The 25,332-nt window shown below is 74.1% G+C and carries 30 protein-coding genes and 1 tRNA gene; 12 read left to right on the plus strand and 19 right to left on the minus strand.

The features are described from left to right. Window positions 1-459 precede the first annotated feature (459 nt). The gene (locus BLR33_RS04785) at window positions 460-2,079 is read left to right on the plus strand and encodes a sensor histidine kinase (RefSeq protein ID WP_093782992.1); all 1,620 of its coding nucleotides are present in this window, start codon (window positions 460-462) and stop codon (window positions 2,077-2,079) included. A gap of 549 nt (window positions 2,080-2,628) precedes the next feature. Here BLR33_RS04785 and BLR33_RS04790 read toward each other — a convergent pair. Together BLR33_RS04790 and BLR33_RS04795 are read right to left on the minus strand one after the other, a co-directional pair. After that, a complete protein-coding gene (locus tag BLR33_RS04790; RefSeq protein WP_093782993.1) occupies window positions 2,629-3,090 on the minus strand; it encodes a PPOX class F420-dependent oxidoreductase in 462 nt (153 codons plus the stop codon). Window positions 3,091-3,646: 556 nt separating this feature from the next. After that, on the minus strand, window positions 3,647-4,585 hold the full coding sequence (locus tag BLR33_RS04795) for an aldo/keto reductase (RefSeq protein WP_093782994.1): 939 nt from the start codon (window positions 4,583-4,585) through the stop codon (window positions 3,647-3,649). A 60-nt stretch (window positions 4,586-4,645) separates the two neighbouring features. Between BLR33_RS04795 and BLR33_RS04800 the strand changes: the two genes are divergently transcribed. Beyond that, entirely contained in the window at window positions 4,646-4,843 is a 198-nt protein-coding gene (locus BLR33_RS04800; protein WP_093782995.1) for a hypothetical protein, read from the plus strand. Between the two features lie 80 nt (window positions 4,844-4,923). On the opposite strand, the gene BLR33_RS04805 is transcribed toward BLR33_RS04800, so the two are convergent. The 4 genes from BLR33_RS04805 to BLR33_RS35015 all read right to left on the minus strand — a co-directional run bounded on the left by BLR33_RS04805 (window position 4,924) and on the right by BLR33_RS35015 (window position 7,670). Beyond that, on the minus strand, window positions 4,924-5,916 hold the full coding sequence (locus tag BLR33_RS04805) for an RNA polymerase sigma factor SigF (RefSeq protein WP_093782996.1): 993 nt from the start codon (window positions 5,914-5,916) through the stop codon (window positions 4,924-4,926). A 169-nt stretch (window positions 5,917-6,085) separates the two neighbouring features. Next, a complete protein-coding gene (locus BLR33_RS04810; RefSeq protein WP_245771206.1) occupies window positions 6,086-6,916 on the minus strand; it encodes an RNA polymerase sigma factor SigF in 831 nt (276 codons plus the stop codon). A gap of 267 nt (window positions 6,917-7,183) precedes the next feature. Beyond that, entirely contained in the window at window positions 7,184-7,477 is a 294-nt protein-coding gene (locus tag BLR33_RS04815; RefSeq protein WP_093782997.1) for a Dabb family protein, read from the minus strand. A gap of 28 nt (window positions 7,478-7,505) precedes the next feature. Beyond that, window positions 7,506-7,670 carry a hypothetical protein gene (locus tag BLR33_RS35015; protein ID WP_176930126.1) on the minus strand — a complete coding sequence of 55 codons (165 nt, stop codon included), beginning with the start codon at window positions 7,668-7,670 and terminating at the stop codon, window positions 7,506-7,508. Between the two features lie 383 nt (window positions 7,671-8,053). Here BLR33_RS35015 and BLR33_RS35020 point away from each other — a divergent pair, with 383 nt between their 5' ends. From BLR33_RS35020 to BLR33_RS04825, 3 genes are read left to right on the plus strand one after another with little or no spacing between them, the layout of a single operon-like run. After that, entirely contained in the window at window positions 8,054-8,221 is a 168-nt protein-coding gene (locus tag BLR33_RS35020; RefSeq protein WP_176930127.1) for a hypothetical protein, read from the plus strand. Beyond that, on the plus strand, window positions 8,218-8,799 hold the full coding sequence (locus BLR33_RS04820; protein ID WP_245771156.1) for a sigma-70 family RNA polymerase sigma factor: 582 nt from the start codon (window positions 8,218-8,220) through the stop codon (window positions 8,797-8,799). Before BLR33_RS35020 ends, BLR33_RS04820 begins: the two co-directional genes overlap by 4 nt. Continuing rightward, window positions 8,796-9,527: a hypothetical protein gene (locus BLR33_RS04825; RefSeq protein WP_093782998.1), complete on the plus strand. Its 732-nt coding sequence runs from the start codon at window positions 8,796-8,798 to the stop codon at window positions 9,525-9,527. Before BLR33_RS04820 ends, BLR33_RS04825 begins: the two co-directional genes overlap by 4 nt. A gap of 72 nt (window positions 9,528-9,599) precedes the next feature. Here BLR33_RS04825 and BLR33_RS04830 read toward each other — a convergent pair. The 4 genes from BLR33_RS04830 to BLR33_RS04845 all read right to left on the minus strand — a co-directional run bounded on the left by BLR33_RS04830 (window position 9,600) and on the right by BLR33_RS04845 (window position 11,327). Beyond that, window positions 9,600-9,686: transfer RNA gene (locus tag BLR33_RS04830), tRNA-Ser, on the minus strand. Between the two features lie 31 nt (window positions 9,687-9,717). Beyond that, the gene (locus tag BLR33_RS04835) at window positions 9,718-10,152 is read right to left on the minus strand and encodes a nucleoside deaminase (protein WP_093782999.1); all 435 of its coding nucleotides are present in this window, start codon (window positions 10,150-10,152) and stop codon (window positions 9,718-9,720) included. A gap of 95 nt (window positions 10,153-10,247) precedes the next feature. After that, entirely contained in the window at window positions 10,248-10,802 is a 555-nt protein-coding gene (locus BLR33_RS04840; protein WP_093783000.1) for a tRNA adenosine deaminase-associated protein, read from the minus strand. 291 nt (window positions 10,803-11,093) lie between these two features. Beyond that, complete coding sequence (locus tag BLR33_RS04845) at window positions 11,094-11,327, minus strand: hypothetical protein (RefSeq protein ID WP_093783001.1); 234 nt, start codon at window positions 11,325-11,327, stop codon at window positions 11,094-11,096. 122 nt (window positions 11,328-11,449) lie between these two features. Here BLR33_RS04845 and upp point away from each other — a divergent pair, with 122 nt between their 5' ends. Then, entirely contained in the window at window positions 11,450-12,085 is a 636-nt protein-coding gene (upp, locus tag BLR33_RS04850; RefSeq protein ID WP_093783002.1) for a uracil phosphoribosyltransferase, read from the plus strand. A 132-nt stretch (window positions 12,086-12,217) separates the two neighbouring features. On the opposite strand, the gene BLR33_RS04855 is transcribed toward upp, so the two are convergent. Next, window positions 12,218-13,234, minus strand: coding sequence for an aldo/keto reductase (locus BLR33_RS04855; RefSeq protein ID WP_093783003.1), 1,017 nt, complete (start codon window positions 13,232-13,234; stop codon window positions 12,218-12,220). Between the two features lie 164 nt (window positions 13,235-13,398). On the opposite strand from BLR33_RS04855, the gene BLR33_RS04860 reads away from it, so the two are divergent. Beyond that, the gene (locus BLR33_RS04860; RefSeq protein WP_093783004.1) at window positions 13,399-14,274 is read left to right on the plus strand and encodes a helix-turn-helix domain-containing protein; all 876 of its coding nucleotides are present in this window, start codon (window positions 13,399-13,401) and stop codon (window positions 14,272-14,274) included. A gap of 70 nt (window positions 14,275-14,344) precedes the next feature. Here the strand turns inward: BLR33_RS04860 and BLR33_RS04865 are convergent, their stop codons facing one another. Both BLR33_RS04865 and BLR33_RS04870 read right to left on the minus strand, forming a co-directional pair. Further along, window positions 14,345-15,052, minus strand: coding sequence for a LytR C-terminal domain-containing protein (locus BLR33_RS04865; protein ID WP_093783005.1), 708 nt, complete (start codon window positions 15,050-15,052; stop codon window positions 14,345-14,347). Between the two features lie 21 nt (window positions 15,053-15,073). Beyond that, window positions 15,074-15,370 (minus strand): type II toxin-antitoxin system VapB family antitoxin, encoded by a 297-nt coding sequence (locus BLR33_RS04870; protein WP_093712089.1) that lies wholly within the window; start codon window positions 15,368-15,370, stop codon window positions 15,074-15,076. 172 nt (window positions 15,371-15,542) lie between these two features. Between BLR33_RS04870 and BLR33_RS04875 the strand changes: the two genes are divergently transcribed. Beyond that, window positions 15,543-15,950, plus strand: coding sequence for a DnaJ family domain-containing protein (locus BLR33_RS04875; protein WP_093783006.1), 408 nt, complete (start codon window positions 15,543-15,545; stop codon window positions 15,948-15,950). A 55-nt stretch (window positions 15,951-16,005) separates the two neighbouring features. After that, a complete protein-coding gene (locus BLR33_RS04880) occupies window positions 16,006-16,599 on the plus strand; it encodes a hypothetical protein (protein WP_093783007.1) in 594 nt (197 codons plus the stop codon). On the opposite strand, the gene BLR33_RS04885 is transcribed toward BLR33_RS04880, so the two are convergent. Continuing rightward, window positions 16,584-17,588: a TolB-like translocation protein gene (locus BLR33_RS04885; RefSeq protein ID WP_093783008.1), complete on the minus strand. Its 1,005-nt coding sequence runs from the start codon at window positions 17,586-17,588 to the stop codon at window positions 16,584-16,586. The genes BLR33_RS04880 and BLR33_RS04885 overlap by 16 nt on opposite strands. Before the next feature lie 226 nt (window positions 17,589-17,814). On the opposite strand from BLR33_RS04885, the gene BLR33_RS35025 reads away from it, so the two are divergent. Next, complete coding sequence (locus tag BLR33_RS35025; protein ID WP_093783009.1) at window positions 17,815-18,078, plus strand: hypothetical protein; 264 nt, start codon at window positions 17,815-17,817, stop codon at window positions 18,076-18,078. A 120-nt stretch (window positions 18,079-18,198) separates the two neighbouring features. Here the strand turns inward: BLR33_RS35025 and BLR33_RS04895 are convergent, their stop codons facing one another. Next, on the minus strand, window positions 18,199-18,699 hold the full coding sequence (locus tag BLR33_RS04895) for a DUF5949 family protein (protein WP_093783010.1): 501 nt from the start codon (window positions 18,697-18,699) through the stop codon (window positions 18,199-18,201). A gap of 318 nt (window positions 18,700-19,017) precedes the next feature. Here BLR33_RS04895 and BLR33_RS04900 point away from each other — a divergent pair, with 318 nt between their 5' ends. Then, window positions 19,018-19,293, plus strand: a complete 276-nt coding sequence (locus BLR33_RS04900) for a chaplin (protein ID WP_093783011.1) — start codon at window positions 19,018-19,020, stop codon at window positions 19,291-19,293. A 163-nt stretch (window positions 19,294-19,456) separates the two neighbouring features. Here the strand turns inward: BLR33_RS04900 and BLR33_RS04905 are convergent, their stop codons facing one another. Together BLR33_RS04905 and BLR33_RS04910 are read right to left on the minus strand one after the other, a co-directional pair. Further along, window positions 19,457-20,317, minus strand: a complete 861-nt coding sequence (locus tag BLR33_RS04905) for a tyrosinase family protein (RefSeq protein WP_245771158.1) — start codon at window positions 20,315-20,317, stop codon at window positions 19,457-19,459. A 39-nt stretch (window positions 20,318-20,356) separates the two neighbouring features. Then, a complete protein-coding gene (locus BLR33_RS04910) occupies window positions 20,357-20,806 on the minus strand; it encodes a tyrosinase family oxidase copper chaperone (protein WP_093783013.1) in 450 nt (149 codons plus the stop codon). Between the two features lie 374 nt (window positions 20,807-21,180). Between BLR33_RS04910 and BLR33_RS04915 the strand changes: the two genes are divergently transcribed. Next, window positions 21,181-22,617: a glycoside hydrolase family 26 protein gene (locus tag BLR33_RS04915; RefSeq protein WP_107408838.1), complete on the plus strand. Its 1,437-nt coding sequence runs from the start codon at window positions 21,181-21,183 to the stop codon at window positions 22,615-22,617. A gap of 351 nt (window positions 22,618-22,968) precedes the next feature. Here BLR33_RS04915 and BLR33_RS04920 read toward each other — a convergent pair whose 3' ends face one another. Continuing rightward, window positions 22,969-24,162: a GNAT family N-acetyltransferase gene (locus tag BLR33_RS04920; protein ID WP_407639633.1), complete on the minus strand. Its 1,194-nt coding sequence runs from the start codon at window positions 24,160-24,162 to the stop codon at window positions 22,969-22,971. A gap of 511 nt (window positions 24,163-24,673) precedes the next feature. Next, window positions 24,674-25,318 (minus strand): hypothetical protein, encoded by a 645-nt coding sequence (locus BLR33_RS04925; protein ID WP_093783014.1) that lies wholly within the window; start codon window positions 25,316-25,318, stop codon window positions 24,674-24,676. Window positions 25,319-25,332: the final 14 nt, after the last annotated feature.

Raw genomic sequence — 25,332 nt, forward strand, 5'->3', positions numbered from 1 at the left:
CTGGCAGCGGCTTCGCGTGGACCCGCCTCAGCGGAAGCGGTCTCACGTGGACCCGTCCCACCAGACGCGGTTTCGCGCGAAGCGGCCTTGCCGGATGCGGCCTCGCGTGAAGCAGCCTCACCGGATGCGGTCTCACGAGAACCCGTCCTACCAGACGCGGCTTCGCGAGGACTGGCCTCGCCGGATGTGCCCTCGCGTGAGCCCGGCGCACGAAGAGCCGCCCTCGCCGAGGCCGCCCCGACCGAGACGGCCGAGCCCCGGACGGCCTCCCCTGAAGCCGAGGCCGAAGGCCAAGCCCAAGTCCGCCTCCCGTCAGAGCCGTCAGCGCCGTCAGCGCTGCCGGTGCCGCCGCAGCCGCCCGGGGCCCCCGCGCCCCGGCCGACCGCAGCCGGCCCCGGCAGCTCGGGCAGACCTGGCGACCCCGGTGACCCCGGCGACCTCGCCAGCCCCGTGACACCCATGGCACCCGCTGTCCCAGCGGCCCCCGCCGCACACCGCCGCCTGCCTGCCCGGCCGCTGCGCCGCCGACCCGCCTGGTCGCTGCGCCGCAGGCTCGTCGCCTCCTGCGTGGCCCTGGTCGCCGCGGTGTGCGCGGTGATCGGCGGCGTCACGATATTCGCGCTGCACGACTTCCTCTACGGCCAGCTCGACGGCAAGGTGCGCGACGCGGTGGCCAGGGCGGAGGGGCCGCGCGACCGCGGGCAGGCCCCCGGCGGGCTGCCGCCGGAGGCGCGGGGGGCGGTCGGTCGGGGCGACGGGCCCGGCGGGCTGCCGTTCGTCTTCCGCACCGGCGGCGGGCAGCCCGGCGAGACGGTCGCCGCGCTCGTCGGCGCGGACGGCGGCGTCAGCCAGGCCGCGGTCGGCGCCACCGACCCCGGCACCGGACAGCTCGGCCCGAGCTACCTCAAGCCGGACCAGGCCGCCGCCTTCGCCGCCGTGCCGCGCGACGGCGACCCGCACACCCTGAGCGTGCCCGGCCTCGGCCAGTACCGGGTGGCCTCCGCCGCCCCCGGCCCCGACGGCAGCATCATCCTGGTGGGGCTGAGCACGGCCGGGGTGCGGGACACCCTGTCCACCCTGGTGTGGGTGGAGGTGTCGGTCTCGGTGGCCGGGCTGCTGGCCGCGGGGCTGGCCGGCGCCGCCCTGGTGCGCATCGCGCTCAAGCCGCTGCGCCGGGTGGCCGCCACCGCCACCCGCGTCTCCGAACTGCCGCTGCACCGCGGCGAGGTGGCGCTGCACGAGCGGGTCCCCGACTCCCACACCGACCCCCGCACGGAGGTCGGCCAGGTGGGTGCCGCGCTCAACCGCATGCTCGGCCATGTGGGTTCGGCGCTGCACGCCCGCCAGGAGAGCGAGACCCGGGTACGGCAGTTCGTCGCCGACGCCAGCCACGAGCTGCGCACCCCGCTCGCCGCCATACGCGGCTACGCCGAACTCACCCGCCGCGGCCACGAGCCCGCCGGGCCCGACACCCGGCACGCGCTGGGCCGTATCGAATCCGAGGCCGCGCGGATGACGACGCTGGTCGAGGACCTGCTGCTGCTCGCCCGCCTCGACGCGGGCCGGCCGGTGGACCGGGTGGAGACGGACCTGTCGCCGCTGGTGGTGGACTCCGTCAGCGACGCCCGCGCGGCCGGCCCCGACCACAAGTGGCGCCTCGACCTGCCCGACGAGCCGGCCACGGTCCGCGGTGACGCCCAGCGGCTGCAGCAGGTGCTGGCCAACTTGCTGGCCAACGCGCGCACCCACACCCCGCCGGGCACCACCGTCACCGCCCGGGTGCGGCGGCTGTGGGGGGCGGTGAGGCTGTGGGTGGAGGACGACGGGCCCGGCATCCCGCCGGAGTTGCAGCGGCACGTCTTCGAGCGCTTCGCCCGCGGCGACGCCTCCCGCTCACGGGCGGCCGGCAGCACGGGGCTCGGCCTGGCGATCGTGCAGTCGGTGGTGGCCGCGCACGGCGGCGAGGTGGGCGTGACGTCGGCGCCCGGCCGGACGGTCTTCCACGTCACGCTGCCGGCATCGCGCCCGGGCGGCCCCCACGGCGTCCACCCGCCCGACGGACCTGCCACGAACGGCTGATGACAGCCGACGCGGCCTCCACGAACGAGTGATGCGCCCGCGATACGAGGTGACCCCGAGCGCGTACGGCGAAGGGCCCGCACGGCAATTGGTGCACGGGCCTTCGCCCGGACGGCAGCGCGAGCCCGTAGGCGTACCGGTGAGCGACCGCGCGGCAGGCGGGTCCGACGCTGCCCGTGGATGGCAGACCGAGCCCGGACGCGCACCTGCGAACGACCGGGCGCCGGGCTGGTCCGCGTCTGCACTCGGACGCAGCCCGTGCGCGTACTGGTGAACCGACCCGCGGGGCAGGGGGCCCGGTCTGCGCCTCGGCGGCAGCGCGTGCCTCTATCCGTACCCGCGAACTGGCCCGCGCGGCAGGCGTGTCCAAGCCTGCGCCCGCGGCGCGGGTCCGTACGCGGCATGGGCCCGCGCCCGGACCCTGCCCGGAGCCGCGCGGTGGGCCGCCCGTTTCCGTACCGGCTACGGCTACGGAACCGGGACCGCAGTCACGCCGCCCGCGCGGGGAAGCCGCACCCCGTGGACGGTCGGGGCGTTCCGCCGACTGCGTCAGGCCAGCCGGGCGGGGAAGCCGCCCGTGGCGACCGGGCTCCACCGCTCGGGGGTGACGCGGATCAGCGACTTGCCCTGACGGATCATCGCCTCGCGGTACTCGGCCCAGTCGGGGTGCTCGCCGGAGATGTTGCGGTAGTACTCCACGAAGGCGTCCAGCGCCTCGGGTACGTCGAGCACTTCGGCGGTGCCGTCGACCTGGACCCAGGGGCCGTTCCAGTCGTCGGAGAGCACGACGAGGCTGACCCGCGGGTCGCGGCGGGCGTTGCGGGTCTTGGCCCGCTCGGGGTAGGTGGACACGACGATCCGGCCGGAGTCGTCCACCCCGCAGGTGAGCGGCGAGCCCTGGGGCCGCCCGTCGGCGCGGGTGGTGATCAGGATGGCGCGGTGCCGGGGCCGTACGAAGTCCAGCAGTTCGTCGAGCCCGACGGTGGTGTTGGTGGCGATGTTGGGAGCCATGACGGCAGCCTACGTCGGGCCCGGGCGGGCGGTCCGTAAGGCTGTGGGCAGGTCACGGGGGGCAAGCCTCGCGAGGACTCCCGCACGAGCAGGAGGACTCCTCTATGAGCCGGGCGTGATCCCGTACGGGGCGGAGGACTCCGGTACGAGCCGGGCGCGGCCCCGTACGAGCCTCGCGCAGCCGTGTACGAACCGAGAACTCTCTTACGGGCCGAAGAACCCCGTACCGCCGGAGCGCCGCCCCGAAGGGAAAGTGCGGCGCCCGTGAATAGGTCCCGGCGGTCGGCCTCGGCCGTCCCCTGCTTCCGCCGCCGCCAGGACCCGTCCCGTGCCGTGCGCCCCTGGGCCTCTCCGCTGTGGCGAGGGGCGCGGCGGCCGGGAGCTGATTCGTCGTGCTGCTTCTCCTGCCTGCCGTTTACCCGGGGCAGGGCCCACTGACGCGTTCCATGGTTGCCTGAAGCAACCGTAAGAGCGTTCCGTGTACACCGCAAGAGCTCCCCGCGTCTCGGGGCGCCCCCGCGGCCTCACGGTCGGCGGTCCGGCTGTGCGGGACGGCTCAGGAGGACGCCTCCGTGAGTTCCGTCACCTCCGCCGGGGTGAGCTGCAGTCCGGCCACGGCCAGCAGCGCGGGCAGCTGCTCGGGGGTGCGGGCGCTGGCGATCGGGGCGACCACCGTGGGCTGCGCGGCGAGCCAGGCCAGGGCCACCGTGGCGACTTCGGCGTCGTGCGCGGCCGCGATCCGGTCCAGTGCCTCGAGCACCTTCGGGCCGGACGCGGTCTGCAGGTAGCCGGCCGCGCGCTCGGAGCGCACGCTCTCCACGGCCGGGCCGCCCGGGCGGTACTTGCCGGTGAGGAAGCCGGAGGCGAGGCCGAAGTACGGGGCGGCGGACAGGCCGCGGGCGGCGACGAGGTCGGCGAGCGGGCCCTCGTAGCTGTCGCGCTCGACGAGGTTGTACTTCGGCTGCAGGATCTCGTAGCGGGCCAGGCCCTCGCGCTCGGAGAAGTCCAGTGAGGCGGCGAGCCGTTCGGGCGAGATGTTCGAGGCGCCGATGGCCCGCACCTTGCCCGCCTTCACCAGATCGTCCAGCGCGGTGATGATCTCCTCCACGGGCGTGGAGGGGTCGTCGAAGTGCGTGTAGTAGAGGTCGATGTACTCGGTGCCCAGACGGCGCAGGGACGCCTCGGCGCCCTTCTTGATCGTCTCGGCCTTCAGGCCCTTGAAGTCCGGGTGGCTGCCGACCTTGGTGGCGACCACGATGTCGTCCCGGCGGCCGCGGCGGGCCAGCCAGTGGCCGATGATCGTCTCGGACTCGCCCCCGGAGTTGCCCGGGACCCAGGCGGAGTAGACGTCCGCGGTGTCGATGAAGTCGCCGCCCGCGGCGGCGAAGGCGTCCAGGACGGTGAAGGACTGCGCCTCGTCCGCGGACCAGCCGAAGACGTTGCCGCCCAGCGAGAGCGGGAAGACGTCGAGTTCAGAGTTGCCGATGCGTGCCATGTGTCAAGGCAACAAGAGGGGGGTGCGGGCTGTTCCGCCGACACGCTAGGGTCAGGCGGCATGTCGAACTCCACGCCCAACCCTGAGAACAACTACGACCCGGCGGGCAGCACGCAGATGTTCCGTGCGTTCGTCGACGAGCAGCCGGCGCCCGCGCAGGTGCAGCAGGCCCAGACCCGTAGCCGGGCCGGCCTGGTGATCGGTGTGATCATCGCCGTGGTGGTCATCGTGGGAGTGGTCGCGCTCGCGCTGAAGTAGCCTCGCGCGGGCACCTGGCGCGGACGGCCCGGCGGCTGCCGCGGCTGTCCTGGGGCGGCCGGCGACCACTCCTCCCCTTCCTACGCCTCCGCGGTCAGGCCCTCGCGCAGCTGGGCCAGGGTGCGGGTCAGCAGCCGGGAGACGTGCATCTGGGAGATGCCGACCTCCTCGCCGATCTGCGACTGGGTCATGTTGGCGAAGAACCGCAGCATGATGATCTGCCGCTCGCGCGGCGGCAGTTGGGCCAGCAGCGGCTTGAGGGACTCGCGGTACTCGACGCCTTCGAGGGCGCTGTCCTCGTAGCCGAGCCGGTCGGCGAGGGTGCCCTCGCCACCGTCGTCCTCCGGCGGCGGGGAGTCCAGGGAGCTGGCGGTGTAGGCGTTGCCGACGGCGAGTCCGTCGACCACGTCCTCCTCCGAGACGCCGAGGCAGCCGGCCAGTTCGGCGACGGTGGGCGAGCGGTCCAGGCGCTGGGAGAGTTCGTCGCTGGCCTTGGTGAGCGCCAGCCGCAGCTCCTGCAGCCGCCGGGGCACCCGCACCGACCAGGACGTGTCGCGGAAGAACCGCTTCACCTCGCCGACGATGGTGGGCATCGCGAAGGTGGGGAACTCCACGCCGCGCTCGCAGTCGAACCGGTCGATCGCCTTGATCAGGCCGATCGTGCCGACCTGGACGATGTCCTCCATCGGCTCGTTGCGGCTGCGGAAGCGGGCCGCCGCGTACCTGACCAGGGGCAGGTTGAGCTCGATCAGGGTGTCGCGCACGTAGGCCCGCTCGGGGCTGTCGGCCCGCAGCTCCGCCAGGCGGAGGAAGAGCGAACGGGACAGCGTGCGGGTGTCGATGGCCTCGCCGGCGCGGGTGCCGGGCAGGGCGTCGTGCGGCGCGACGGCGTCGGTGCCGGCGGCCTCCGCCTCGGCCTCGGCGGCCACGAGGGCGCCGGTGGCCTCGGCGACATCGGCCGCGTCGGCGGAGTCGAGGCTGCCGATGACGGCCGATTCGGCCGTCTCACCTGCGTCCATGGCGCCGGATGCGTCGGTAAGGAGCACCTTGGGACTGCCCACCTGTACGGACATGCCACCCCCTTGAGGTCGCGGACTGGCGCCTGGGACGCCGGGGTTGTTCCTCCTCTGGGATACCGGAGGACCGGCCGTCACAAACGCGCTCTCCGCAGAATGTCACATGTCGGCAACACGCTGTAGCGTCATGTCGACTTATCCGTGCAGGTGGCCTAATCCCTGCGGGTCATGTGTCGATCTGGTTTGCGGATCGCAGCCGGGCGAAGCTGCGTGAGAGCAGCCGGGAGACGTGCATCTGGGAGACGCCCAGCTCAGCGCTGATCTGCGACTGCGTCAGGTTGCCGAAGTAGCGCAGCAGCAGGATGCGCCGCTCGCGCTCGGGCAGCTGCACCAGGAGGTGCCGGACCAGGTCGCGGTGCTCGACGCCGCTGAGCGCGGGGTCCTCGTAGCCGAGCCGGTCCAGCAGGCCGGGGGCGCCGTCGCCCTCCTGGGCGGCCTCCAGCGAGGTGGCGTGGTAGGCGCGGCCGGCCTCCAGGCAGGAGAGCACCTCCTCCTCGGAGAGTTTCAGCCGCTCGGCGATCTCCGCGGTGGTCGGCGAGCGGCCGTGCAGCACCGTCAGGTCCTCGATGGCGCCGCTGACCTGGACCCACAGCTCGTGCAGCCGGCGCGGCACGTGCACGGTGCGCACGTTGTCGCGGAAGTAGCGCTTGATCTCGCCCACCACGGTGGGCATGGCGAAGGTGGGGAACTGCACGCCGCGCTCGGGGTCGAACCGGTCGATGGCGTTGATCAGGCCGATGGTGCCGACCTGGACGACGTCCTCCATGGGCTCGTTGCGGCTGCGGAAGCGGGCGGCGGCGTAGCGCACCAGGGGGAGGTTCACCTCGATGAGGGCGGCCCTGACCCGGGTGTGCTCGGGGGTGCCGGGCTCCAGCTTCGCCAGCTGCTCGAAGAGCACCTGGGTGAGGGCGCGCGCGTCGGCGGCGTTGCTGTTCGGCGGGCGCGTCCTGCCGCGCGGGTACGCGGTCGCGGCGGTTGACGCCGTATGGGCCGGCACCGGCACACCACACCCCTTATCGGTCCACTCCAGCGGTTCGGCATCTGGCACAACGCTCTGCCACGACGATCCGGCACAACGATCCGGCAAAAGCGGTCATAGCATCACAATTCATGTGTGCTTTGTGCAAGCACCGTATATTGCCGTGTTGTACGAATGCGGGCACGGCGGGGCGGCGACACGGCGAAGCCCCCCACCCGGGGGTGGAGGGCTTCGGGGGAACTTCGGGGGCCTCGCGGGCCTCGGGCGGCCGGGGCCGCCCGGGTGTCAGATCTCGTAGTCGGCGATCACCCAGGTGGCGAACTCCGCCCAGGGCGCCACCGCGGCTTGGTGGGCGGGGTGTTCGAGGTAGCGGCCGAGCGCGTCGGTGTCCTCCACCGAGGAGTTGATGGCGAAGTCGTAGGCGACCGGGCGGTCCGTCACGTTCCACCCGCACTCCCAGGAGCGCACCTCGGGCACCTTGGCGCCCAGCTCCTCGAACGCGCGGGCGCCCGCGGCCACCCGCTCCTCGTCCCTGCTCACACCCTCGTTCAGCTTGAACAGCACCAGATGACGGATCATCGCCACTCCTCGCCTCGCGCGCCGGCCCTCAGTTGGCCAAGTCGTGCATGAACTGTCCCAGGCTCTTGGCGGCGTTGGAAATCCCGACGAAGCCCACCTGTACGAGGTCGGCGGCCCGGGCCGGCTGGTCGATGATGGTGTAGAGCACGAAGATCAGCACCACCCACGTGGCGATCTTCCTCGCCTGAGCCATGCTCCTTGTCCTCCCCAGCCGCGCCGACGCACCCGGCGGTCACAAGTGTGCAATCGCCGAATCCTATTACGCCCCATGGCGTACCGGCTCGGCCACCGTCGCACCCCTATCATCCGCCGATCGCACCGCGGGCGGCCGGTCCGGACCCGAGGCGAACCGGTGTGGCATGCCTCACAGTGCGCACCGGCCGGGCGGCCATGGCGCCTGGTGAGGCGGCTTCATGTGATCATCCGGTGGCTGTCGGTAGTATTTTCCGCCCGATGCGGCTGCACGAACGGGCATCGGCGAACGGTAATGAGGCAAGACCGCTCCGCAACGGTCGCGGACGGGGCTCGTGTTCGAGCCCGCGTCCTCACTACTAGCTGAGAGGACCACCAGGTCCCGTGATCACTGCTCAATCGGCGGAAACCGTCCTCGCGGCCGCCGCCGCGGCACGCGCGTTCGCCCCGGACACACGCAAGGCGGTGCGCCGGGTGCTGGCGCTGGGTGTGAAGGCCGGCGCAAGGGAGTTGGCCCGCAGCGGCCGCGTCCGCAGGGAGGGCCGCAGGTGAGCGCCGACGGCCTGCCGGGGCCGCGGGTCCGGCGCCCACGCGCCGCCAAGCTCATCGACCCCGCGGAACCGGTGGAGTTCACCGACTTCCACCGCGCCAACCGCGGTGCCTACGTCCGCTGGGCCGCCCTCCACCTGGGCTCCCGCGCGGAGGCCGAGGACGCGGTGGACGAGGCGATGCTCGAACTGCTCGCCAAGTGGCCCGCGGTGGTCGCCCGGCCCGCGCCGGCCGCGTACGCCTGGACGGTGGTCAAGAGCCGCACCATCGACGCCGTGCGGGCCAGCAGGCGGCGCCCGGTCGCGGTGGACATCGCCGCCTTCGAGTCGGCCGCACTGACGCTGGCCACCGACCCGATCGCGGAACTGGAGACCAACCTCGCGCTGGAGCAGGCGATCGCGCTGCTGCCCGAGCGGCAGCACGACGTCATGGTGCTGCGCTACCGGCTGGGCTACACCACCCGGCAGACCGCGCGCCTGCTCGACGTCAGCGAGGCCACGGTGCGCTCCACCGTCCGCGACGCCCGCCGCCGGCTCGCCCGCAGCCTCGGGCTCGACACCACGGAAGGGACCTGCCGATGACCGCCCCCGCCGCCCTGGAGGAGATGCTCGCCAAGGCCCGCCTGGTCTCCCCGGAGTACACCGACGAGGAACTGGCCCTGGCCGAGGCGCGGCTGGACGCCAAGGCGGCCGGCCGGATGGTGAGCGGGGCGATCAGCTTCGACGACGCCACCTTCCACCGGCTGCGCCGCCAAGGCCTCAGGACCGCCCCCGGCACCCAGGAGGACGGGCCCGTCGGCGACGCCGGCGACGACCTGTCGCAGCTGTGCATGCTGCTGATCGGCGAGCACGACGCCCTGCACACCATGTCCACCTTCATCGGCGGCCGGGTCCTGGAGCCGGCCGGCGCGCGGGTGCTGGCGTGCGTGCTGCACCTGGCGGGGCGTGAGGACAGCGCCCGCTTCTGGTGGCAGTACGCCGCCGGTGCCGACGACGTGGCCGCCTCCTACTGCCTCTACCTGCACCACATGGCGCTCGGCGAGATCGAGGAGGCCGACTGGTGGCAGGACCAGGTCGACCCGCTGCGCGGCCGCCCCCTGGGCACCGGCAGCGCCGACCGGTACGCCCACACCCTCGGCTGGGCCTCCTGCCTGCACGTGGTCGCCCGCCGCAAGGGCTTCACCGACGCGGCCCGCGCCGCCCTGGCCTACGTCCGGCACGCAGTCCGCTTCGTCGACGACGACGTGGACCTGCCGCTGCCCGACGACGGCTTCGCCGAGCGCATCGAGCAGATCAGCGCACTGGTCTGAGCCCGCGCGACCCGCCCAACGCGCAACGCCCGCCGACTCCGTGGAGCCGGCGGGCGTTGCGCGATACGAGAGCGGTAGCGGTGGGATTTGAACCCACGGAGGAGTTGCCCCCTCACACGCTTTCGAGGCGTGCTCCTTAGGCCGCTCGGACACGCTACCGTCGCAGAGCTTATCCCACCCGGGGGCGTGCTCAGAAATCGTTCGGCCGGAAGAAGCGCTGGAGCAGTGCCGCGGCCGGCTCCGGCAGCACCTCGGCGACCACCTCGGGGCGGTGGTTGAGCCGGCGGTCGCGCACCAGGTCCCACAGCGAGCCGGCCGCGCCCGCCTTGGGGTCGGGCGCGCCGTAGACGACCCGGTCCAGCCGGGAGAGCACGATGGCGCCCGCGCACATGGTGCACGGTTCGAGCGTGACGGCCAGCGTGCAGCCGGTCAGCCGCCAGCCGCCGAGGGCGTCCGCGGCCCGGCGGATGGCCAGCACCTCGGCGTGCGCGGTGGGGTCGCCGGTGGCCTCGCGCTCGTTGCGGGCGCGCGCGAGGACCGCGCCGTCGGGGCCCAGCACGACCGCGCCCACCGGTACGTCGCCGGTGAGCGGGGCGTGCTCGGCCTCGGCCAGGGCGAGCCGCATCGCGGGTGCCCAAGGGGCCCGCACGACATCGGTACCGGTGGGCCCGGTGGGGCGGCCGTGGGCGCCACCGGGAGAACCACCGTTCCGGGAAGGTGTCAGCGCACGGCCTCCAGGACGTCGGCGGCACCGAGGGCGTCGGCGATCTCGCCGAGCGCCTCGCCGGTCAGGGCGCCGTCCCCGCTGAGCGCGAGCAGTTCCGTCGCGCTCATGCCCAGGTCGGCGAGCAGCCCGGTCTCGCCGAGCGGGCCGGCCGGCACATGGTCCTCCGGGAGCCCGACCGCGGCCTCCTCGTCGGTGTCGTCGTCGGTCTCGCCGTCCTCGGTGCCGTCGAGGTCGACCAGGTCGTCGAGCTTGTCGAGGTCCTCCGGGTCGCGGCCCAGCACCTCGTCGGTGAGCAGGATCTCCCCGTACGAGCTGCGGGCGGCCGCCGCCGCGTCGGACACGTAGATTCTGGGATCGTCCTCCCCGTCGACCCGGACGACGCCGAACCAGGCGTCCTCCTGCTCGATGAAGACCAGAACCGTTTCGTCCTCGTCGGCGGCCGCGCGAGCCAGGTCGCTCAGGTCGGCGAGGGTTTCCACATCGTCGAGATCGGGTTCGCTCGCTTGCCAACCGTCCTCGGTGCGCGCGAGCAGTGCGGCGAAGTACACCGTGACTCTCCCACAGGTCTCAGGCCGTCCGGACCGGATGGGGCCCTCTTGCGGAACGCTCCTGCCCGAAGCGAGAGGAGCGTGAGGCTCCATGATGGTCCCACCCACTCGGCATCGTGGCAGAAACCGGGGCGTTGCGAGAGGTCTTCGCCACCGCGACGTGCCAGGACTTGGTCACTTCTGCGGAAAACCGCGATCATGGCGGACACCCGACCGGCTGCCGTGTCACCCGAGCGCCCCACCGCGGTCACGCTGCGTCCGCCCGTGGGCCACTCCTCGCAGCCGGCGGAGCTACCAGCGGAAGGTGCGCATCCGCAGCTGCTGGCGCAACCTGGCGGCCCGCGCCCGGCGCGGGCGCACCCGGTCGCGCAGCTCGCGCGCCTCGTCCAGTTCGCGCAGGAAGGCCGCCCGCCGGTGCCTGCGCTCCTTGTCGGGGTCCGGCTCGGCCTGCCGTCCCGGGCGCTCGCTGTTCCCGCTGTTCCCGCTGTGGCCACCGTGGCCACTGCGGCCGACCTGCTCCGGCATCGGGTCACCGTCCCGCCTGTCGCGAGCCCGGCCGCCGGCGACCGGGCCGGGCCGGCAACGGCCCTGCCGTCTCGGATTCCCCCGATCGGCTCGTTTACGCCGCGGCCGATACAGTCGTCCCCATGCGTCTCCACGTTGTCGACCACCCGCTGGTCGCGCACAAGCTCACCACCCTGCGCGACGAGCGCACGGACTCGCCCACCTTCCGCCGGCTCGCCGACGAACTGGTCACCCTGCTGGCCTACGAGGCGACCCGGGACGTGCGCACCGAGCAGGTCGACGTCCGCACGCCGGTGGCGCCCACCACGGGCGTGCGGCTGTCCTACCCGCGCCCCCTGGTGGTGCCGATCCTGCGCGCGGGCCTCGGCATGCTCGACGGCATGGTCCGGCTGCTGCCCACCGCCGAGGTCGGCTTCCTCGGCATGGTCCGCGACGAGGACACCCTGCAGGCGCAGACGTACGCCACCCGCATGCCCGAGGACCTCTCCGGCCGCCAGGTCTACGTGGTGGACCCGATGCTGGCCACTGGCGGCACCCTGATCGCCGCGATCCGCCTGCTCATCGACCGCGGCGCCGACGACGTCACCGCCCTGTGCCTGCTCGCCGCCCCCGAGGGCGTGGAGCTGATGGAGCGCGAGCTGGCCGGCCAGCCCGTCACCGTGGTCACCGGCGCGATCGACGAGCGGCTCAACGAGCACGGCTTCATCGTCCCCGGCCTCGGCGACGCGGGCGACCGCCTCTACGGCACGGTCGGCTAGCTGTACTGATCCGTCCGGCGGCCCGCCGTTCCGTACGGCGGCCGGACGGGACGTGCCGGACGGGACCTTGCCGCCGGCCGGCCGGGCCCGTCCACGACTCCGCGGGCGGGAGGCGCACGCGGGGGTCGCCGCTCAGCGGCGGCGCAGCCGCTTGTCCGTGAGCGCCGGGGCGGGCTCGATGTAGAAGTCGCCCGGGTTGACGTCCGTGCCGGGCGGCACGATGGCGTCGATCCGGTCCATCAGGTCGTCGTCCAGTTCCAGGTCGGCCCCGGCGAGCAGGTCGGCCAGGTGCTCCGGGCGGCGCGGGCCGATCAGCACGGCGGTGACGGCCGGGTGGGCGCGCACGAACGCGGTGGCCATGTGCGCCAGCGGCAGCCCGGCCTCCTTGGCGAGCGCGGTCAGCTGCTCCACCGCCTCGGCCTTGGCCCGCACCCCCGGCAGCGACAGGTCGAACATCTTGGCCCCCAGGCCCGCGTTGCGGTGCCCGCTGGTGGGGTCGGCCCGGCCCGACAGCCAGCCCGAGTTGAGCGGCCCGAAGGTCAGCACGCCCATGCCGTAGCGCTGCGCGGCCGGCAGCACCCGCTGCTCCACCCCGCGGGTGAGGATCGAGTACGGCGGCTGCTCGGTGCGGAAGCGGTGGTGGCCGCGGCGCTCCGCGGTCCACTGCGCCTCCACGATCTGGTCGGGCGCGAAGAACGAGCCGCCGATCGCCCGCACCTTGCCCGCGCGCACCAGGTCCGACAGCGCGCCGAGCGTCTCGTCCACGTCCGTGCGCGGGTCCGGGCGGTGCATCTGGTACAGGTCGATGTGGTCGGTGCCCAGGCGGCGCAGGCTGTCCTCCACCGCCTGGTGGATCCACCGGGCCGACCCGCCCCGCCGGTTGGGGTCCTCGCCCATCGGCAGGCCGAACTTGGTGGCCAGCACGACGTCGTCGCGCCGGCCCTGCAGCGCCTTGCCGACGATCACCTCGGACTCGCCGCCGGAGTACACGTCGGCGGTGTCCACGAGGTTGATGCCGGCGTCCAGCGCGGTGCGGATCATGCGTACCGACTCGTCGTGGTCGGTGTTGCCCATCGCCCCGAACATCATCGCGCCGAGCGCGTACTCGCTCACCGAGAAACCGGTGCCGCCGAGGATTCTGCGCTTCATGGGTGCCTCCGTTGGTCGTCAGGTGGCCGGGCCGCTCTCCCGGCAGCCCCTTCCGTCAGCCAAGCACCGCCCGTGCCGGGGGCGGGAGACCCGCCCCGACCGGGGGTCCGGTAGACCCCCCTTGCAGCAACCGGACCGGGCCCGGCCCGGTCTACGGTGGAGGGATGGACCGGGAACCCAACACCGAGTTGCGGGACTTCCTGCGCTCGCGCCGCGCGCGGATCAGCCCCGAGCAGGCGGGCCTCCCGCCGCACCCCGGCGTCCGGCGGGTCCCGGGCCTGCGCCGCGAGGAGGTCGCCCTGCTCGCCGGCGTCAGCGTCGACTACTACGTGCGACTGGAGCGCGGCCGCCACCTGAACGTCTCGGCGTCCGTCCTCGACGCCCTCGCCCGCGCCCTGCGGCTGACCGATCTGGAGCGGGCCCACCTCTTCCGGGTCGCCAGACCCACCCGCACCCGGTCGCGCCCGCTGCCCCCGCAGCGGGTCCGCCCCGGCCTGCGCCTGCTGCTGGACAGTCTCGACGACGTGCCGGCCATGGTCTACGGCCGCCGGCTGGACGTCCTGGCCGCCAACGCGCTGGCCCGCGCGGTCTACACCGACTTCGACGCGCTGCCCGTCCGCGACCGCAACATGGCCCGCCTGGTCTTCCTCGACCCCGCCGTCGGCGCCCTCTACGCGGACTGGGAGGACGCCGCCCGCAACATCGTCGCCTCTCTGCGGCTCTACGCCGGCCAGCACCCGCACGATCCCGCGCTGGCCGAACTCGTCGGCGAACTGAGCGTGCAGAGTCAGGACTTCCGCCGCTGGTGGGCCGACCACGACGTCTTCCAGCGCACCCACGGCACCAAGCACTTGCACCATCCGCTGGTGGGCGACCTCGTCCTCGGCTACGAGGCGTTCACCCCGGCCGACGACCCGGAGCAGACCCTCGGCGTCTCCACGGCGGAACCGGGCTCGCCGACGGCCGAGCGCCTGAAGCTGCTCGCGGGCTGGACGGCGACGCCTCCCCGGGAGGAGCCGCAGCCGGGCGTACGCGGCTGAGGTGGACCGAGGCGAACCGGGGCGGACCGGGGCGGACCGGGCTGGACTGAGGAGGCGGGCGCCCCGCCCGTCAGCTCTTCTTCGCCGCCTTGGCCGTGCCCTTGTCGGACGTCCCCGTGCCCTTGTCCGTGCCCGGGGTGGTGCAGACCGGCTTGGCGGGCGGCGGGTTCTGGGCGGTGATGCGGTTCTGGGCCGCCTCGGCGGGGGTGGCGAGCTTGCCGAAGGCGTTGCCGATCATCACATCGACGGTGCTGCCCTTGCGGTGCGGGTCGATCTTCACCTGCGAGCCGGACACCATGGTGCCCGCCTCACGGGCCGCCGCCTCACCCGCGGGACCGGCCACGACCAGCGCGGCCGCGGTGACCTTGCCGTCGTACGGGTCGGGGGCGTTGCCGAACTTCGCCACCTTGAAGCCGCGGCTTGCCAGCTGGTCGGCGGTGCTCTTGGCCAGGCCGCCGCGGGTGGTCGCGTTGTAGACGCCGATCGTCACCTGGGCCGGCTGCGGCAGCGGCACGGGCTTGCCGGTGTGCGCGGGCGTGGGCGCGGGGGCGCACGAGGGGCGGTCCTGCGGCGCGGAACTCGCCTTCGTGCTGCCGTCGTCCCCGCGGAAGACGTGGTAGAGCTGCAGCGCCCCCCAGCCGAAGAGGCCGAGCACGACGACCGCGGCGATCAGCACCGCGATGAATTTGCCGCGCCTGCGGGGCGGCCGCATCCGCGGATAGGCGTTTCCCGTGACCCGGTACTTCCCACCCATCCCGGAGGGGGTCAGCATGCTCATGAGCGCAGCGTAAGCGGATTGTCAGTCCATCTCCAGGACCCGGGCGTGCAGCACCTGCCGCTGCTGCAGCGCGGCGCGCACGGCCCGGTGCAGGCCGTCCTCCAGATACAGGTCGCCCTGCCACTTCACGACGTGGGCGAACAGGTCCCCGTAGAACGTGGAGTCCTCGGCCAGAAGTGTCTCCAGGTCGAGCTGTCCCTTGGTGGTCACCAACTGGTCCAGCCGCACGGGACGGGGGGCGACGTCCGCCCACTCGCGCGTGCTCACCCGGCCGTGGTCCGGGTACGGCCGCCCGTTTCCGATGCGCTTGAAGATCACACGGAAAGCCTACCGGCCCACCTCCCCCACCCGCAGCCTCGACGCCCGTATCCAAAGGTTCGGCTGTGTCCCGCCGGAGTGTCCCGGACCGCGTACCGCTCGCCGCCCCGCCTTGTTAGCCTCGGCATCGAGCGCGCCCCGTAGGACGTCCTGCCACCCGGGAGGAGCGGGCATGACCGAACGCAAGCCGCCCGGGGTCTCCTTCGAGGCCTGGGCCGACCGGCAGATCCGCGAGGCCGAGGAGCGCGGCGCCTTCGCCGACCTGCCCGGCCGCGGGAAGCCGCTGCCCTCGGCGGGCGGGCCGTACGACGAGCTGTGGTGGGTCAAGCGCAAGATGCAGCGCGAGGGCCTGTCGTTCCTGCCCCCGACGCTGGTGCTGCGCAAGGAGGCCGAGGACGCGCTGGCGGCCGTGGCCGAGGCCCGCACCGAGGGCCAGGTGCGCCGCATCCTGGGCGCGGTCAACCGGAAGATCGAGGCCGCGATCCGCCGCCCGCCCGAGGGCCCGCCGCTGAACCTGGCCCCCTTCGACGTGGAGAGGGCCGTCGCCGAGTGGCGCGAGTCGAGGCCCCCGGCCCCCTGAGCCGCGCCCGTCCCGGCGGCACCCCTCCAGAACCGGCAGCAGCGGAAGAGGCTCCGTGCGATTCGACGACGTGCCCCAGCCGCCTTCCGTGGCCGCCCGGCCGCGGGACGGGCGGGGGTATCCGGTGCCCGCGATCACGCCCTGGGCGGACGGGGACCCGCAGTTCGCGCTCACCGATGTGGAGCGCAGTGCGCGCTGCGCGCGGGAGCGGCTGTGCTCGGTGTGCGGGACGTTCATGCCGCGCGGGCCCGTGTGGCGGGTGGTGGGCGCCGCCGAGGCCGCCGCGATCGGCGAGGCGCTGGCGGCCGGGCACCCCTACCGGAACATGGCGCCGACCCCCGAGGGCCCCGGCCACCGCGCCTGCATGCTCTACGCCTCGATGGTCTGCCCCTACCTGGCCCGGCCCAACGCCCGCCGGTCGCTGGACGCCGAGCGCCCCGACGACCTGACCGCCCATGTCGTACGGGGCGCGGCGCGCGGGGCGCTGGGCGCGGTGACCGGCTTCGCGGACTACGAGTTCGCGGTGACGCCCACCCGCACCCTCTTCCGCTTCCTGGACGTCGTGGAGTTCCTGCCGCACGACACCGCCGACGCCCACCTGGCCGCGCTGCGGGCCGAACTCGCCGCGCCCGGTCAGGAGTTGCGGTAGGCGGGCAGGCCCTTGTAGGCGGAGACGCGGACGGGCGCGGCCGAGCCGTCGGCGGGCAGGGTGACGATGCCCCCGGGGGTGCGGGCGGCGATCTGCGACCCGTCGGGCGAGATCGCGGGCTCGGTGTAGTCGGTGGTGGCGTGCGGGGTGAGGTCGGTGATCCGCGGGGTGCCGCCGTCGCCGGTGCGCTCCTGGGCGAAGAGGTGGTCGTGGCCGTCCACGGCGCGGACGAAGACGATCTCCTCCTCGCTGCCCTGCGCCATCGCGGGCTCTGCGCCCGGGGCGATCGCGGAGCCCTGCTGGCGCAGGTTGTCGTCGCGGATGTAGACCTTGCCGGTGCCGGGGTTGGCGTAGACCGACGCGCCCGCCGGGCCGCCGTTGGGCCAGGTGTTGCCGGTCTGCGGCAGCGGCTTCGCGTCCTCGGCGGGGATCGCGTTGAGCCCGATGGGCTTCGGCGTGGCGCCCAGGGCGGTGGCCGGAACCGCGTAGAGACGGGTGGTGCCGCCGGCGGCGATGACGAAGATCAGGTTGTCCAGGGCGGGCATGCCGTTCGCCGGGTCGGCCGCGCGGATCTGGAAGGTGGGGTGGGACCAGGTCTGGCCGCCGGGGTTGCGGGCGACGATCCTGCGGCCGATGCCGTCCGGGTTGCTCACCGCGAGGTCGCCGTCACCGTCCACGAAGGCGGCGGTGCGGCCGTCGGGGGACCAGGCGAGATCGCGTACGAGGGTGCCGAAGTCGACCCGGGTGCCATTCATCACCACGTACCGGCTGCCGTCGCTGATCGTCAGGCCGCCGTGCGCGGTGCCCTTGAGGGCCGCGGGGCTTCCGGCCGGCGGGGCCGTGGTGGTGCCGGTGGCCGGGGGCGCGGTGGTGTCCTGGGCCGCGGAGTCGTCGGGGCCGCAGGCGGACAGCAGGGCCGCGCCGGCGGTGACGCCGGCGGTCAAGGCGATGGCGGCGGTGGTTCTGCGGCGGCGGCCGGATGCGGTCATGTCGGTTTCCCCCTCGGACGGTTCGGTCGGGCGCCCATACGGCGCTGACAGCACAGTGACCCGTCAACTTCGCGGCGATGTGCGCCAGTTGTCACGACCCGGCAACAGAGGCGGGGCACCCGCGCGGGGCCGGGGACAGACCTGTGCGGGTGAAGTCGGCGGACGCGGGCTGACGCCTGGCGCCCGCAGCCGTGCCCTGCGGGCGGCAGGCGGCGTTGTACGGCGCATGAACGTATTCCGCATCCTCACCACCGCCGCGGCCGGCTCCTTCGTGCTGGCCGCCGCCGCACCCGCCGTCCAGGCGGCCGACCTCAGCTCCACCCTGACGAGCACCGCCCTGACCGCCTCCACCGCGGGCGAGCAGGCCGGCAGCGCCGCCTCCGGCGTGGTCCAGCAGTCGGGCGTGGGCCCGAAGGTCGCCGCCGTGCAGAAGGCCGTGCAGGCCGGCGCGGACGCGGTGAGCGCCGGCAACGAGCTGATCAACAGCTGATCCCCGGCCGGCCGGCGGCGCGCCTGCGGCCGGCCGGCACGGCAGGTATGCGCAAGGGGTGCCCCTCCGCCCGGAGGGGCACCCCTTGCGCGTCCGGCCCGCCCGTCCGGCGTGCGCGGGTCAGCGGCGGATCGTGCTCACCGGGACCAGGGCGTGGGCGGCGGTGTGCAGCACATCCTCGTCGGCGGCGAAGGCGCGCAGCTGGTCCTCGTCGATCCGGGCCCCGGGCCGTGCCTGCGGCCAGGGCCGGCTGGCGAGGATCAGGTAGACGGTGCCGCGGTCGCGGGCGGCGGCCTCCCACTCGGGGGGCACCGGGCAGGTCGCCTTCAGGTACGGCATGGTGACCACCGCCTTGCCGCCCTCCACGAGCACCCGTACCTCGGTGCGGGGCGAGTTCGCCACCTCCAGCACCTCGCCGCCCACCGGCAGCCCGATCTCCTCGGCGGCGGCCAGCACCGCCTCCTGGCCGGACTGCGGGCCCTGCACCCCGTCGCCGAGCGAGTAGGCCATCAGGAAGGGCATGTCGGCGCCGTCCTCGGCGGCGCCCGCCCACGGGATCACCACGAGGGTGCCCATGCGGGCCTGGAGCGAGGGTGCGGCTGCGGTGTCGGTCTGGCTCATGCGCGGACCCTAACCGGCGGGCGGGGTGCGGCCGGGGCAAAGTCACCTTCCTGGGCGACGCGCGGCCGCGATGTTCCCCCGAACGTGGCAGCCGCGGCCGAGGCGGGAGACGGGAATGCCCGTCCGGTGCGCGCCTGACGGGGTATTCCGGCGGCACGCGGACGGGCAAGGCGCCGTTTTTCCCGGTGAACTCCCGCCGCCGCTCACCGATTCGGCGCAACGCGCGTGACCATTCGTGCCCCCGGCCGTTGCGCAGAGCGCCAAAAGCCGCATCACGCGGCGTTTTCCTTCTCTCGCATTCGTCTCAAGGAGATCTTGATGTCGCGTATCGCAAAGGCTGCGGCCCTCACCGCCGCCGCCGGTGCCGCCCTGGCCGCCGGCGCTGGTGTGGCTTCCGCCGACGCCAACGCCGGAGCTGCTGCGGTCGGTTCCCCGGGCGTCCTGTCCGGCAACCTCGTCCAGGTGCCGGTGCACATCCCGGTGAACGTCTGCGGCAACACCGTGGACGTCATCGGCCTGCTGAACCCCGCGTTCGGCAACCAGTGCGAGAACAGCTCCACCACGCAGACCGACAACGGCGGTTCGTGGTACTAGGCAGCAGCCAGGCATCAGCAGGTACAGCCCGGCGCAGCAGCGCCCGCGCCTGCGGGACGGCCCCCCGCTTCCGGACGGAGGCGGGGGGCCGTTCCGCGCGCTGCGGGCGGTAAGGGGGCGTGAGGGGCCGACGGGGGCCGTGGGCGGCCGGTGCCGGCCGGGGTCACTCCTCCTCGTACGTGTAGTACGTGCGGTGGTCGAGCACCGCGGAGGGCTTGACGTTGAACGGCGGCATCGGCTCGGACGCGCTGAGCACCCGGCCGTGCTGCGGGTCGGAGGCGGCGAGCGGCCTGCTCGGCAGGTAGAAGGCCGCGTGCGGGTGCTGCCGCTGCCAGCGCACCCAGATCAGGTCGATGAAGGCGTGGTGCAGCCAGAACACGGGGTCGTTGGGCGAGGAGCCGCCGGTCATGTGGCCGCCGACCCACTGGTGCACCCGGTTGTGCAGGTAGCCGCCTTTGGCGTCGCCGACCGTCCAGCCCTCCATCTTGTTGCGGAAGCCCTGGGTGGAGGGGGCGGAGTTCCAGGGCGCGGTGTCGTAGGTGCCGATCTTCAGCGCGCCGGCCAGCTCGGCCGCGGTGGGCAGCACGATCGGGCGGTCCGGGCGGCCCATGTCGCGGGTGAGGTACTTCTCGTCGGTGACGCCGAAGGTGATCGGCCAGTTGCCGCTGACGTGGGCGAACGGGCCGGTCATCACCTGGCCGTCGCTGCTGCGGCCGTTGCCGCCCATGAAGTCGTCGTCCCACAGCGCGGAGTTCTGCGAGCGGTCGGCGGTCCAGTCCCAGTAGGGGATCGTGACGCTCGGGTCGAACATCTGCAGCTCGTGCTCGAAGACCAGCAGGAACTGGCGGTGCCAGGGGAAGAAGGTGGGCGCCATGTGGGCCATCCGCAGCCCGGTCTCCCCGTCGGCCGCGAAGTACTTGGTGTGCAGCCGGACGTACTTGTCGTACCGCCCGGTCCGCTTGAGCTGCAGGACCGCCTGGACGAAGCGCGAGCGCTGGTCGCTGGTGAGATTCCGCTGGTTCATCCGGGTGTACACAGGTGCGGGCCCTTCGCGCTCGGTCGGTCAGTGGTGGTGCGCGGCGGCCTCGGACAGCTGGGCGTGCCCAATGACGTCGACCGCGCCGCGGGCGGTGTCCAGCGGGGTGGCGTACGCCTGGTAGTGGTTGGCCATGCTGATCCAGCTGCCGTCCACCCGGCGCATCAGCTCCAGCTCGCGGCCGTCGACGAGGATGCGGGCGCCGGCCGGCTCGGGGGCGGTGAAGCCCTGGATGCGGCGGCCGCAGTAGACCTCGTCGAACAGGGGCGTGCCGCCGTCGGCGGGGTCGGCCGGCTCCGTGCCACTCATGCCGCTCATACCGTTCATGCCGGCGCCGGGCGCGGGGTCCGCCGCTCTGCCGGGTGCGCCCGAACGGGTGATTCCGGCCGCGGCGACCGGCCGGAGCGCTGCTGCGGTGCCGGCGACGGCGGCCGCGGTGGTGAGTCCGGTCCTGAGCACTCTCCTGCGTGAGACCATGCCCGACTCCTCCCTATTTGTTCGGCGAACATCATGCCGCCGCGGGGCCGGGTGTCCGGGCGCCACGAGGGGCGAGGGGCAAATCGTTTCCGCGATTTCCTCCGGACGAGTGAGTTCGGCCACCCCTGGTGGGTCAAGCGTGCGGGCCCGAATTCCCGATACGGCACGGCGGATTGACGGGGACGGCTTTCCCACGGCTCTCCGGTAGGACAAGCGGACCGTATGACACGGCACGCCGCGTACGGCCTAAAGGTGGTCACGCGTCATTTCTTCGTACGTTATGACTGACCGTCACGCGGCTTTCCGCAGTGGGTGAGTGCCGCGTCCGCGCGGCGCCTTTTGCCCGCGCGTCCCCGACCGAGCGAGGAGTAGCCATGGCCGACCGGCACCAGTGGTGGACCAGAGCGGCGGCGGCAGGCGCGGTGGCGGCACTGCTGCTGTCCTGGGCGACCGCCACCGCGCTCGGCGACGACTCGTCCTCGGGCGGAGCCCGTCCGCAGGCCGCCCCGACGGCCTCGGCGGCGCCGGCGGCCGACGCGACCGGGCTGCCGCCCTTCGGCGCCTTCACCGACTCCGGCGCCCAGGGCGTGGCGAACCTCGCCGGGCTGCAGCGCTGGCTCGGCGGCACCCCGGTCCGGGTCGGCCACACCTACCTGCCCGGCGACACCTGGCAGGACATCGAGGGCGACGACGACCTGCTCACCCCGTGGGCGGACTGGACGAAGGCCGAGCCCGGCCGGATGTTCGTGCTCAACGTGCCGATGCAGCAGGACAACGAGGCCCACCTGTCCGACGGCGAGGTCGCGCAGCTCATCAGGCAGGGCGCGGACGGCGAGGACGACGCGCACTTCACCCGGCTCGCCCAGCGGCTGGTGCGGCTCGGCCTGCAGAACGCGGTGGTCGTCCTCGGCTGGGAGATGAACGGCACCACCTACAGCCACCGCTGCGGCCCCGACCCGGACGGCTGGAAGATCTACTGGAACCGGATCGTGGCCGCCATGCGGGCCGTCCCCGGCCAGCACTTCCGCTTCGACTTCGCCCCCAACCGCGGCCAGGACGCGATCGCGTGGACGCAGTGCTACCCGGGCGACTCCAGCGTGGACGTCATCGGCATGGACTCCTACGACCAGCCCGCGGGCGAGTCCTTCTACCAGCAGGTCACCGAGCCCTACGGGTTGCAGGAGCAGGTGGACTTCGCCGCCGAGCACAAGAAGGCGATCTCGTACCCGGAGTGGGGCCTGTTCCGCAACGGCGACGACCCCGACTACATGAGCCTGATGCTCACCTGGATCATCACGCACCACCCGCTCTACCAGACGCTCACCGACTACTGCCCGCACGGCGTGTGGACCTGCGACCAGAACCCGGAGTCCTCGAAGGTCTACCGGGCGCTGCTCTACGCCCAGCAGACCGCTGCGGCATTCGCTGCTCCCCCGGCGCGCACGCCCTCGCCCGCACCGACTGACGGGACGTGCACGCCGATGCGGCTCACCGCGCAGATGCGCAAGGAGTACGCCTCCGGCGAGGTGTGCGTGCACCTGACGCCCAAGCAGCGGCCGGGGCAGTCCGATGCGCAGCCGGCGACCCCCACCCCGCAGACCGAGCAGCCGTCCCCGGACGAGCCGTCGCCGCAATCCGCGCCGCAGACCCCGGAGGAGCCCACCGTCCCGGCACCCGAGGGCACGGCGGCCCCGCAGGACGGGAGCAGCGCGGAGGGTGACGCGAGTGCCGGCGAGTCCTCCGGCGCGGCCACGGGCGAGGGACCCGAGGAGACGGACACCGCGCAGGCGCCGGCCTCGCCGACGTCGTAGGCCCTGCCCGGCAGGCGGCGCCCGGTGGGTTGCGAGGGAGGGCCACGCGGAGCCCTCGGTGCTGGGCTCGTTGGGGCGGCGGGTCTGCCGGGCGAGATCTGTCGGCGCTGGGTCCCGGTAGGGCAGTTCGGCCGGCTGTGGTCTGCCGGGGCTGCGTCCCAATGCGGCGGATCGGGCGGCCGGGATCTGCCTGGCTGGCCCTGTTGGGGCGGATCGGCTGGCGGGGATCTGCCGAGGTGGGTCCCGTTACGGCGGATCGGGCGGCCGGGATCCGCCGGGACCGGACCTGCTGCGGCGGGATCTGCCGGGGCTGGGTCCGTTGGGGCGGGAGTTGCCGGCAGGGGTCGGCCGTCAGCGGGAGCGGGCCGCGTCCCGCAGAGACTTCAGGCGGGCGCGGCCGCGGTGGGCGCCGTACAGCGCCAGCAGGAAAGGGGCGGTCGGCCAAGTGCTCAGCAAAAGGCGGGAGTTGGGCGCAGGTGTCGGACGCCAGTGGGACTTGTGTGGCTCGTCGCCGCGCAGCAGGCTCAGCACGGGCCGGCCGCCCGCCGAGGCGTGTGCGGCGCCGTGGCGGATCAGCAGCGTGGTGGCGTCCACCTTGGCGGCCCGCAGCGCGGGCAGGTCGGCGCCGAAGAGGTAGCCGCCGGCCAGCGCGGGGGAGAGCAGCGTGAGGTTGGCGGCCACGGGGGTGCCGTCGAGCAGGAACTCGGTGAGCAGCGCCTCACCCGAGGCGGCCATCGCGGTGCAGGCGCGGGCGAGGTGGGCGGCGAAGCGCGGCCGCAGGTGCTCGGGCGTGACCCCGCGGCCGCGCCACTGGGCCGCGTGCAGGCGCAGCATGCGGTCGACGGCGCCGGGCACCTCCTGCGGCGGCACGTCCCGCTCCACGATCCCCGCGGCCTCGATCTTGCGCAGCGCGGAGCGCACCCGCTGGCCGCGCGAACTGCTCTGCGCACTGATCCGGGCGGCGAGTTCGGCCATCGGCACGCCCGGCAACTCCAGGCAGAGCGAGTCGGCCGCCCGCCGCCGAGGTCCGGGCCACTGCCGCCACAGCGTCTCGGCCGCCGCGCCCGCCCGCACCTCGCGCAGGTCCACCACGGCCCCGCGGGCGGCCCGGCGCAGCCCGCGCAGCAGGGCGTCCGCGGCCTCGTCGGCGCAGGCGGGGTCGATCAGCACGTCGGTGTAGTCGGTGATGGCGCCGCCGAGCGCCACCAGCGCGGGCAGCGGCCGCCGCAACCGCATCAGCGCGGCGGCGGCCACGAGTTCGCCGCCCCGCCGCACCACGACCACCCGCAGCCGCCCCGGCCGCCCGTAGGACAGCCACCAGGAGTACAGCCAGGCGTGGCTCTGGAAGGGCGTGGCCTGCGGGCAGCGCCGATGCAGCCGCTGCCAGGCGGGGCCGAGAGCCGCGAACCCCTCGCTGTCGCGGACGACCTGCACCGCGCAGCCGCCCGCGGTCGCGGCGGCCAGGGGCACGGCGGTGTCGGGGCCCGTCCGGGCGGGGAGTTGGGCGTGGGCGAGTTCGCCTGTGCGGTCGGAATGGGCGGGCACCGCCGAGTTGGCCCGGCTGGTGCCGGTCGTCGGCGATTGGGTGCCGGGGGGCGGGGGCGCGGTCCTTGGGCCGGCGGTGTTCGGTGCGCTCGTATCCGGGTCGGATGCGGTGTCGGTGGATGGGGGTGGGGTCTGCGGTGCGGCGGTGTCGGGGGTGTTCGTACCGGGGGCTGGCGCGGTGCCGGGGGGCGGGGGCGCGGTCCTTGGGATGGCGGTGTTCGGTGCGCTCGTATCCGGGTCGGATGCGGTGTCGGTGGGTGGGGGTGGGGTCCTCGGGTCGGCGGTGTCGGGGGCGCTCACAGCGGGGTCCGTTCGGGTGCGGCGGGGATGGGGCGTCGGGCGGCTTCGGGTCCGTACTTGCCGCCCGGGCGGGCAGGCGGGGCGGCGCCGCCCGACGACGGCCCGCTGGCCATGGCGGCGCGTGTGCGCACGGCGGGGGCCGGTCCGGGGCCGGTGGCGGCCGGGAGGGAGCGGGCCCGTTCCGCCCGAGCGCGTGCGGACGTGCGGGCGCTCACACCGGGGTCCGTTCCGGGGCGGGGGCCGTGGGGGCGGGCAGGCGGGCGGGTTCGGGGTCGTTCTCGCGAGCGGGGCGGACCAGCAGGACCAGGGCGCCGAGCAGGCCGCCCGCGGCGGCGCCGACCGCCGAGGACAGGGCGGCCGAGGGCGAGGAGGGCGCGGTGGGCGCGGTCGCGGGGGAGAAGACGAGCAGGTGCACCCCGGTGCTGGCCGCGTCCTTGTTGGCCAGGGTGGCCAGCGAGCGGGACACCGCGTTGGCGATGTCGGCGGCGGCACCGGCCCGCGGCGCCGACCCGGTGACCGAGATCATCGGCGCGTCGGGCGAGGTGGCCGCCGCCACACGGCTCTTGAGGGAGGCCGCGGGCAGGTGGGCGCCGGCCTGGGCGGCGGCCAGGACGGCCGAACCGGTGGCGATCCGGCCGTACGCCTGCGCGAAGCCCAGCGCGGTGGCGGACTCCGCGCCCGGCTGCGCCACGGCCATCACATAACTGGTGGCCGCGTACTGCGGGGTGGCCGCCAGCCCGTAGCCGAGCCCGGCGAGCAGGCCGGCGGCGGCGCCGAGCGGCACGGGTGCCCAGCGGGGCAGCGCCCGCCGGCCGGCGCGCCGGCTGCGGTCCTTCGGGTCGCGGATGTCGTCCATGGGGGTGTCTCTCA

The organism is Actinacidiphila guanduensis, assembly GCF_900103985.1.
Taxonomy (GTDB): domain Bacteria; phylum Actinomycetota; class Actinomycetes; order Streptomycetales; family Streptomycetaceae; genus Actinacidiphila; species Actinacidiphila guanduensis.

Excerpts from the sequence above, each read along its gene's own strand:
- BLR33_RS04785 (WP_093782992.1), top strand. The coding sequence starts at position 460 with ATGGCACCCGCTGTCCCAGCGGCCCCCGCCGCACACCGCCGCCTGCCT.
- BLR33_RS04790 (WP_093782993.1), bottom strand. The coding sequence starts at position 3,090 with ATGGCTCCCAACATCGCCACCAACACCACCGTCGGGCTCGACGAACTG.
- BLR33_RS04795 (WP_093782994.1), bottom strand. The coding sequence starts at position 4,585 with ATGGCACGCATCGGCAACTCTGAACTCGACGTCTTCCCGCTCTCGCTG.
- BLR33_RS04800 (WP_093782995.1), top strand. The coding sequence starts at position 4,646 with ATGTCGAACTCCACGCCCAACCCTGAGAACAACTACGACCCGGCGGGC.
- BLR33_RS04805 (WP_093782996.1), bottom strand. The coding sequence starts at position 5,916 with ATGTCCGTACAGGTGGGCAGTCCCAAGGTGCTCCTTACCGACGCATCC.
- BLR33_RS04815 (WP_093782997.1), bottom strand. The coding sequence starts at position 7,477 with ATGATCCGTCATCTGGTGCTGTTCAAGCTGAACGAGGGTGTGAGCAGG.
- BLR33_RS35015 (WP_176930126.1), bottom strand. The coding sequence starts at position 7,670 with ATGGCTCAGGCGAGGAAGATCGCCACGTGGGTGGTGCTGATCTTCGTG.
- BLR33_RS04825 (WP_093782998.1), top strand. The coding sequence starts at position 8,796 with ATGACCGCCCCCGCCGCCCTGGAGGAGATGCTCGCCAAGGCCCGCCTG.
- BLR33_RS04835 (WP_093782999.1), bottom strand. The coding sequence starts at position 10,152 with ATGCGGCTCGCCCTGGCCGAGGCCGAGCACGCCCCGCTCACCGGCGAC.
- BLR33_RS04845 (WP_093783001.1), bottom strand. The coding sequence starts at position 11,327 with ATGCCGGAGCAGGTCGGCCGCAGTGGCCACGGTGGCCACAGCGGGAAC.
- upp (WP_093783002.1), top strand. The coding sequence starts at position 11,450 with ATGCGTCTCCACGTTGTCGACCACCCGCTGGTCGCGCACAAGCTCACC.
- BLR33_RS04855 (WP_093783003.1), bottom strand. The coding sequence starts at position 13,234 with ATGAAGCGCAGAATCCTCGGCGGCACCGGTTTCTCGGTGAGCGAGTAC.
- BLR33_RS04860 (WP_093783004.1), top strand. The coding sequence starts at position 13,399 with ATGGACCGGGAACCCAACACCGAGTTGCGGGACTTCCTGCGCTCGCGC.
- BLR33_RS04865 (WP_093783005.1), bottom strand. The coding sequence starts at position 15,052 with ATGAGCATGCTGACCCCCTCCGGGATGGGTGGGAAGTACCGGGTCACG.
- BLR33_RS04875 (WP_093783006.1), top strand. The coding sequence starts at position 15,543 with ATGACCGAACGCAAGCCGCCCGGGGTCTCCTTCGAGGCCTGGGCCGAC.
- BLR33_RS04885 (WP_093783008.1), bottom strand. The coding sequence starts at position 17,588 with ATGACCGCATCCGGCCGCCGCCGCAGAACCACCGCCGCCATCGCCTTG.
- BLR33_RS35025 (WP_093783009.1), top strand. The coding sequence starts at position 17,815 with ATGAACGTATTCCGCATCCTCACCACCGCCGCGGCCGGCTCCTTCGTG.
- BLR33_RS04895 (WP_093783010.1), bottom strand. The coding sequence starts at position 18,699 with ATGAGCCAGACCGACACCGCAGCCGCACCCTCGCTCCAGGCCCGCATG.
- BLR33_RS04900 (WP_093783011.1), top strand. The coding sequence starts at position 19,018 with ATGTCGCGTATCGCAAAGGCTGCGGCCCTCACCGCCGCCGCCGGTGCC.
- BLR33_RS04905 (WP_245771158.1), bottom strand. The coding sequence starts at position 20,317 with ATGAACCAGCGGAATCTCACCAGCGACCAGCGCTCGCGCTTCGTCCAG.
- BLR33_RS04910 (WP_093783013.1), bottom strand. The coding sequence starts at position 20,806 with ATGGTCTCACGCAGGAGAGTGCTCAGGACCGGACTCACCACCGCGGCC.
- BLR33_RS04915 (WP_107408838.1), top strand. The coding sequence starts at position 21,181 with ATGGCCGACCGGCACCAGTGGTGGACCAGAGCGGCGGCGGCAGGCGCG.
- BLR33_RS04925 (WP_093783014.1), bottom strand. The coding sequence starts at position 25,318 with ATGGACGACATCCGCGACCCGAAGGACCGCAGCCGGCGCGCCGGCCGG.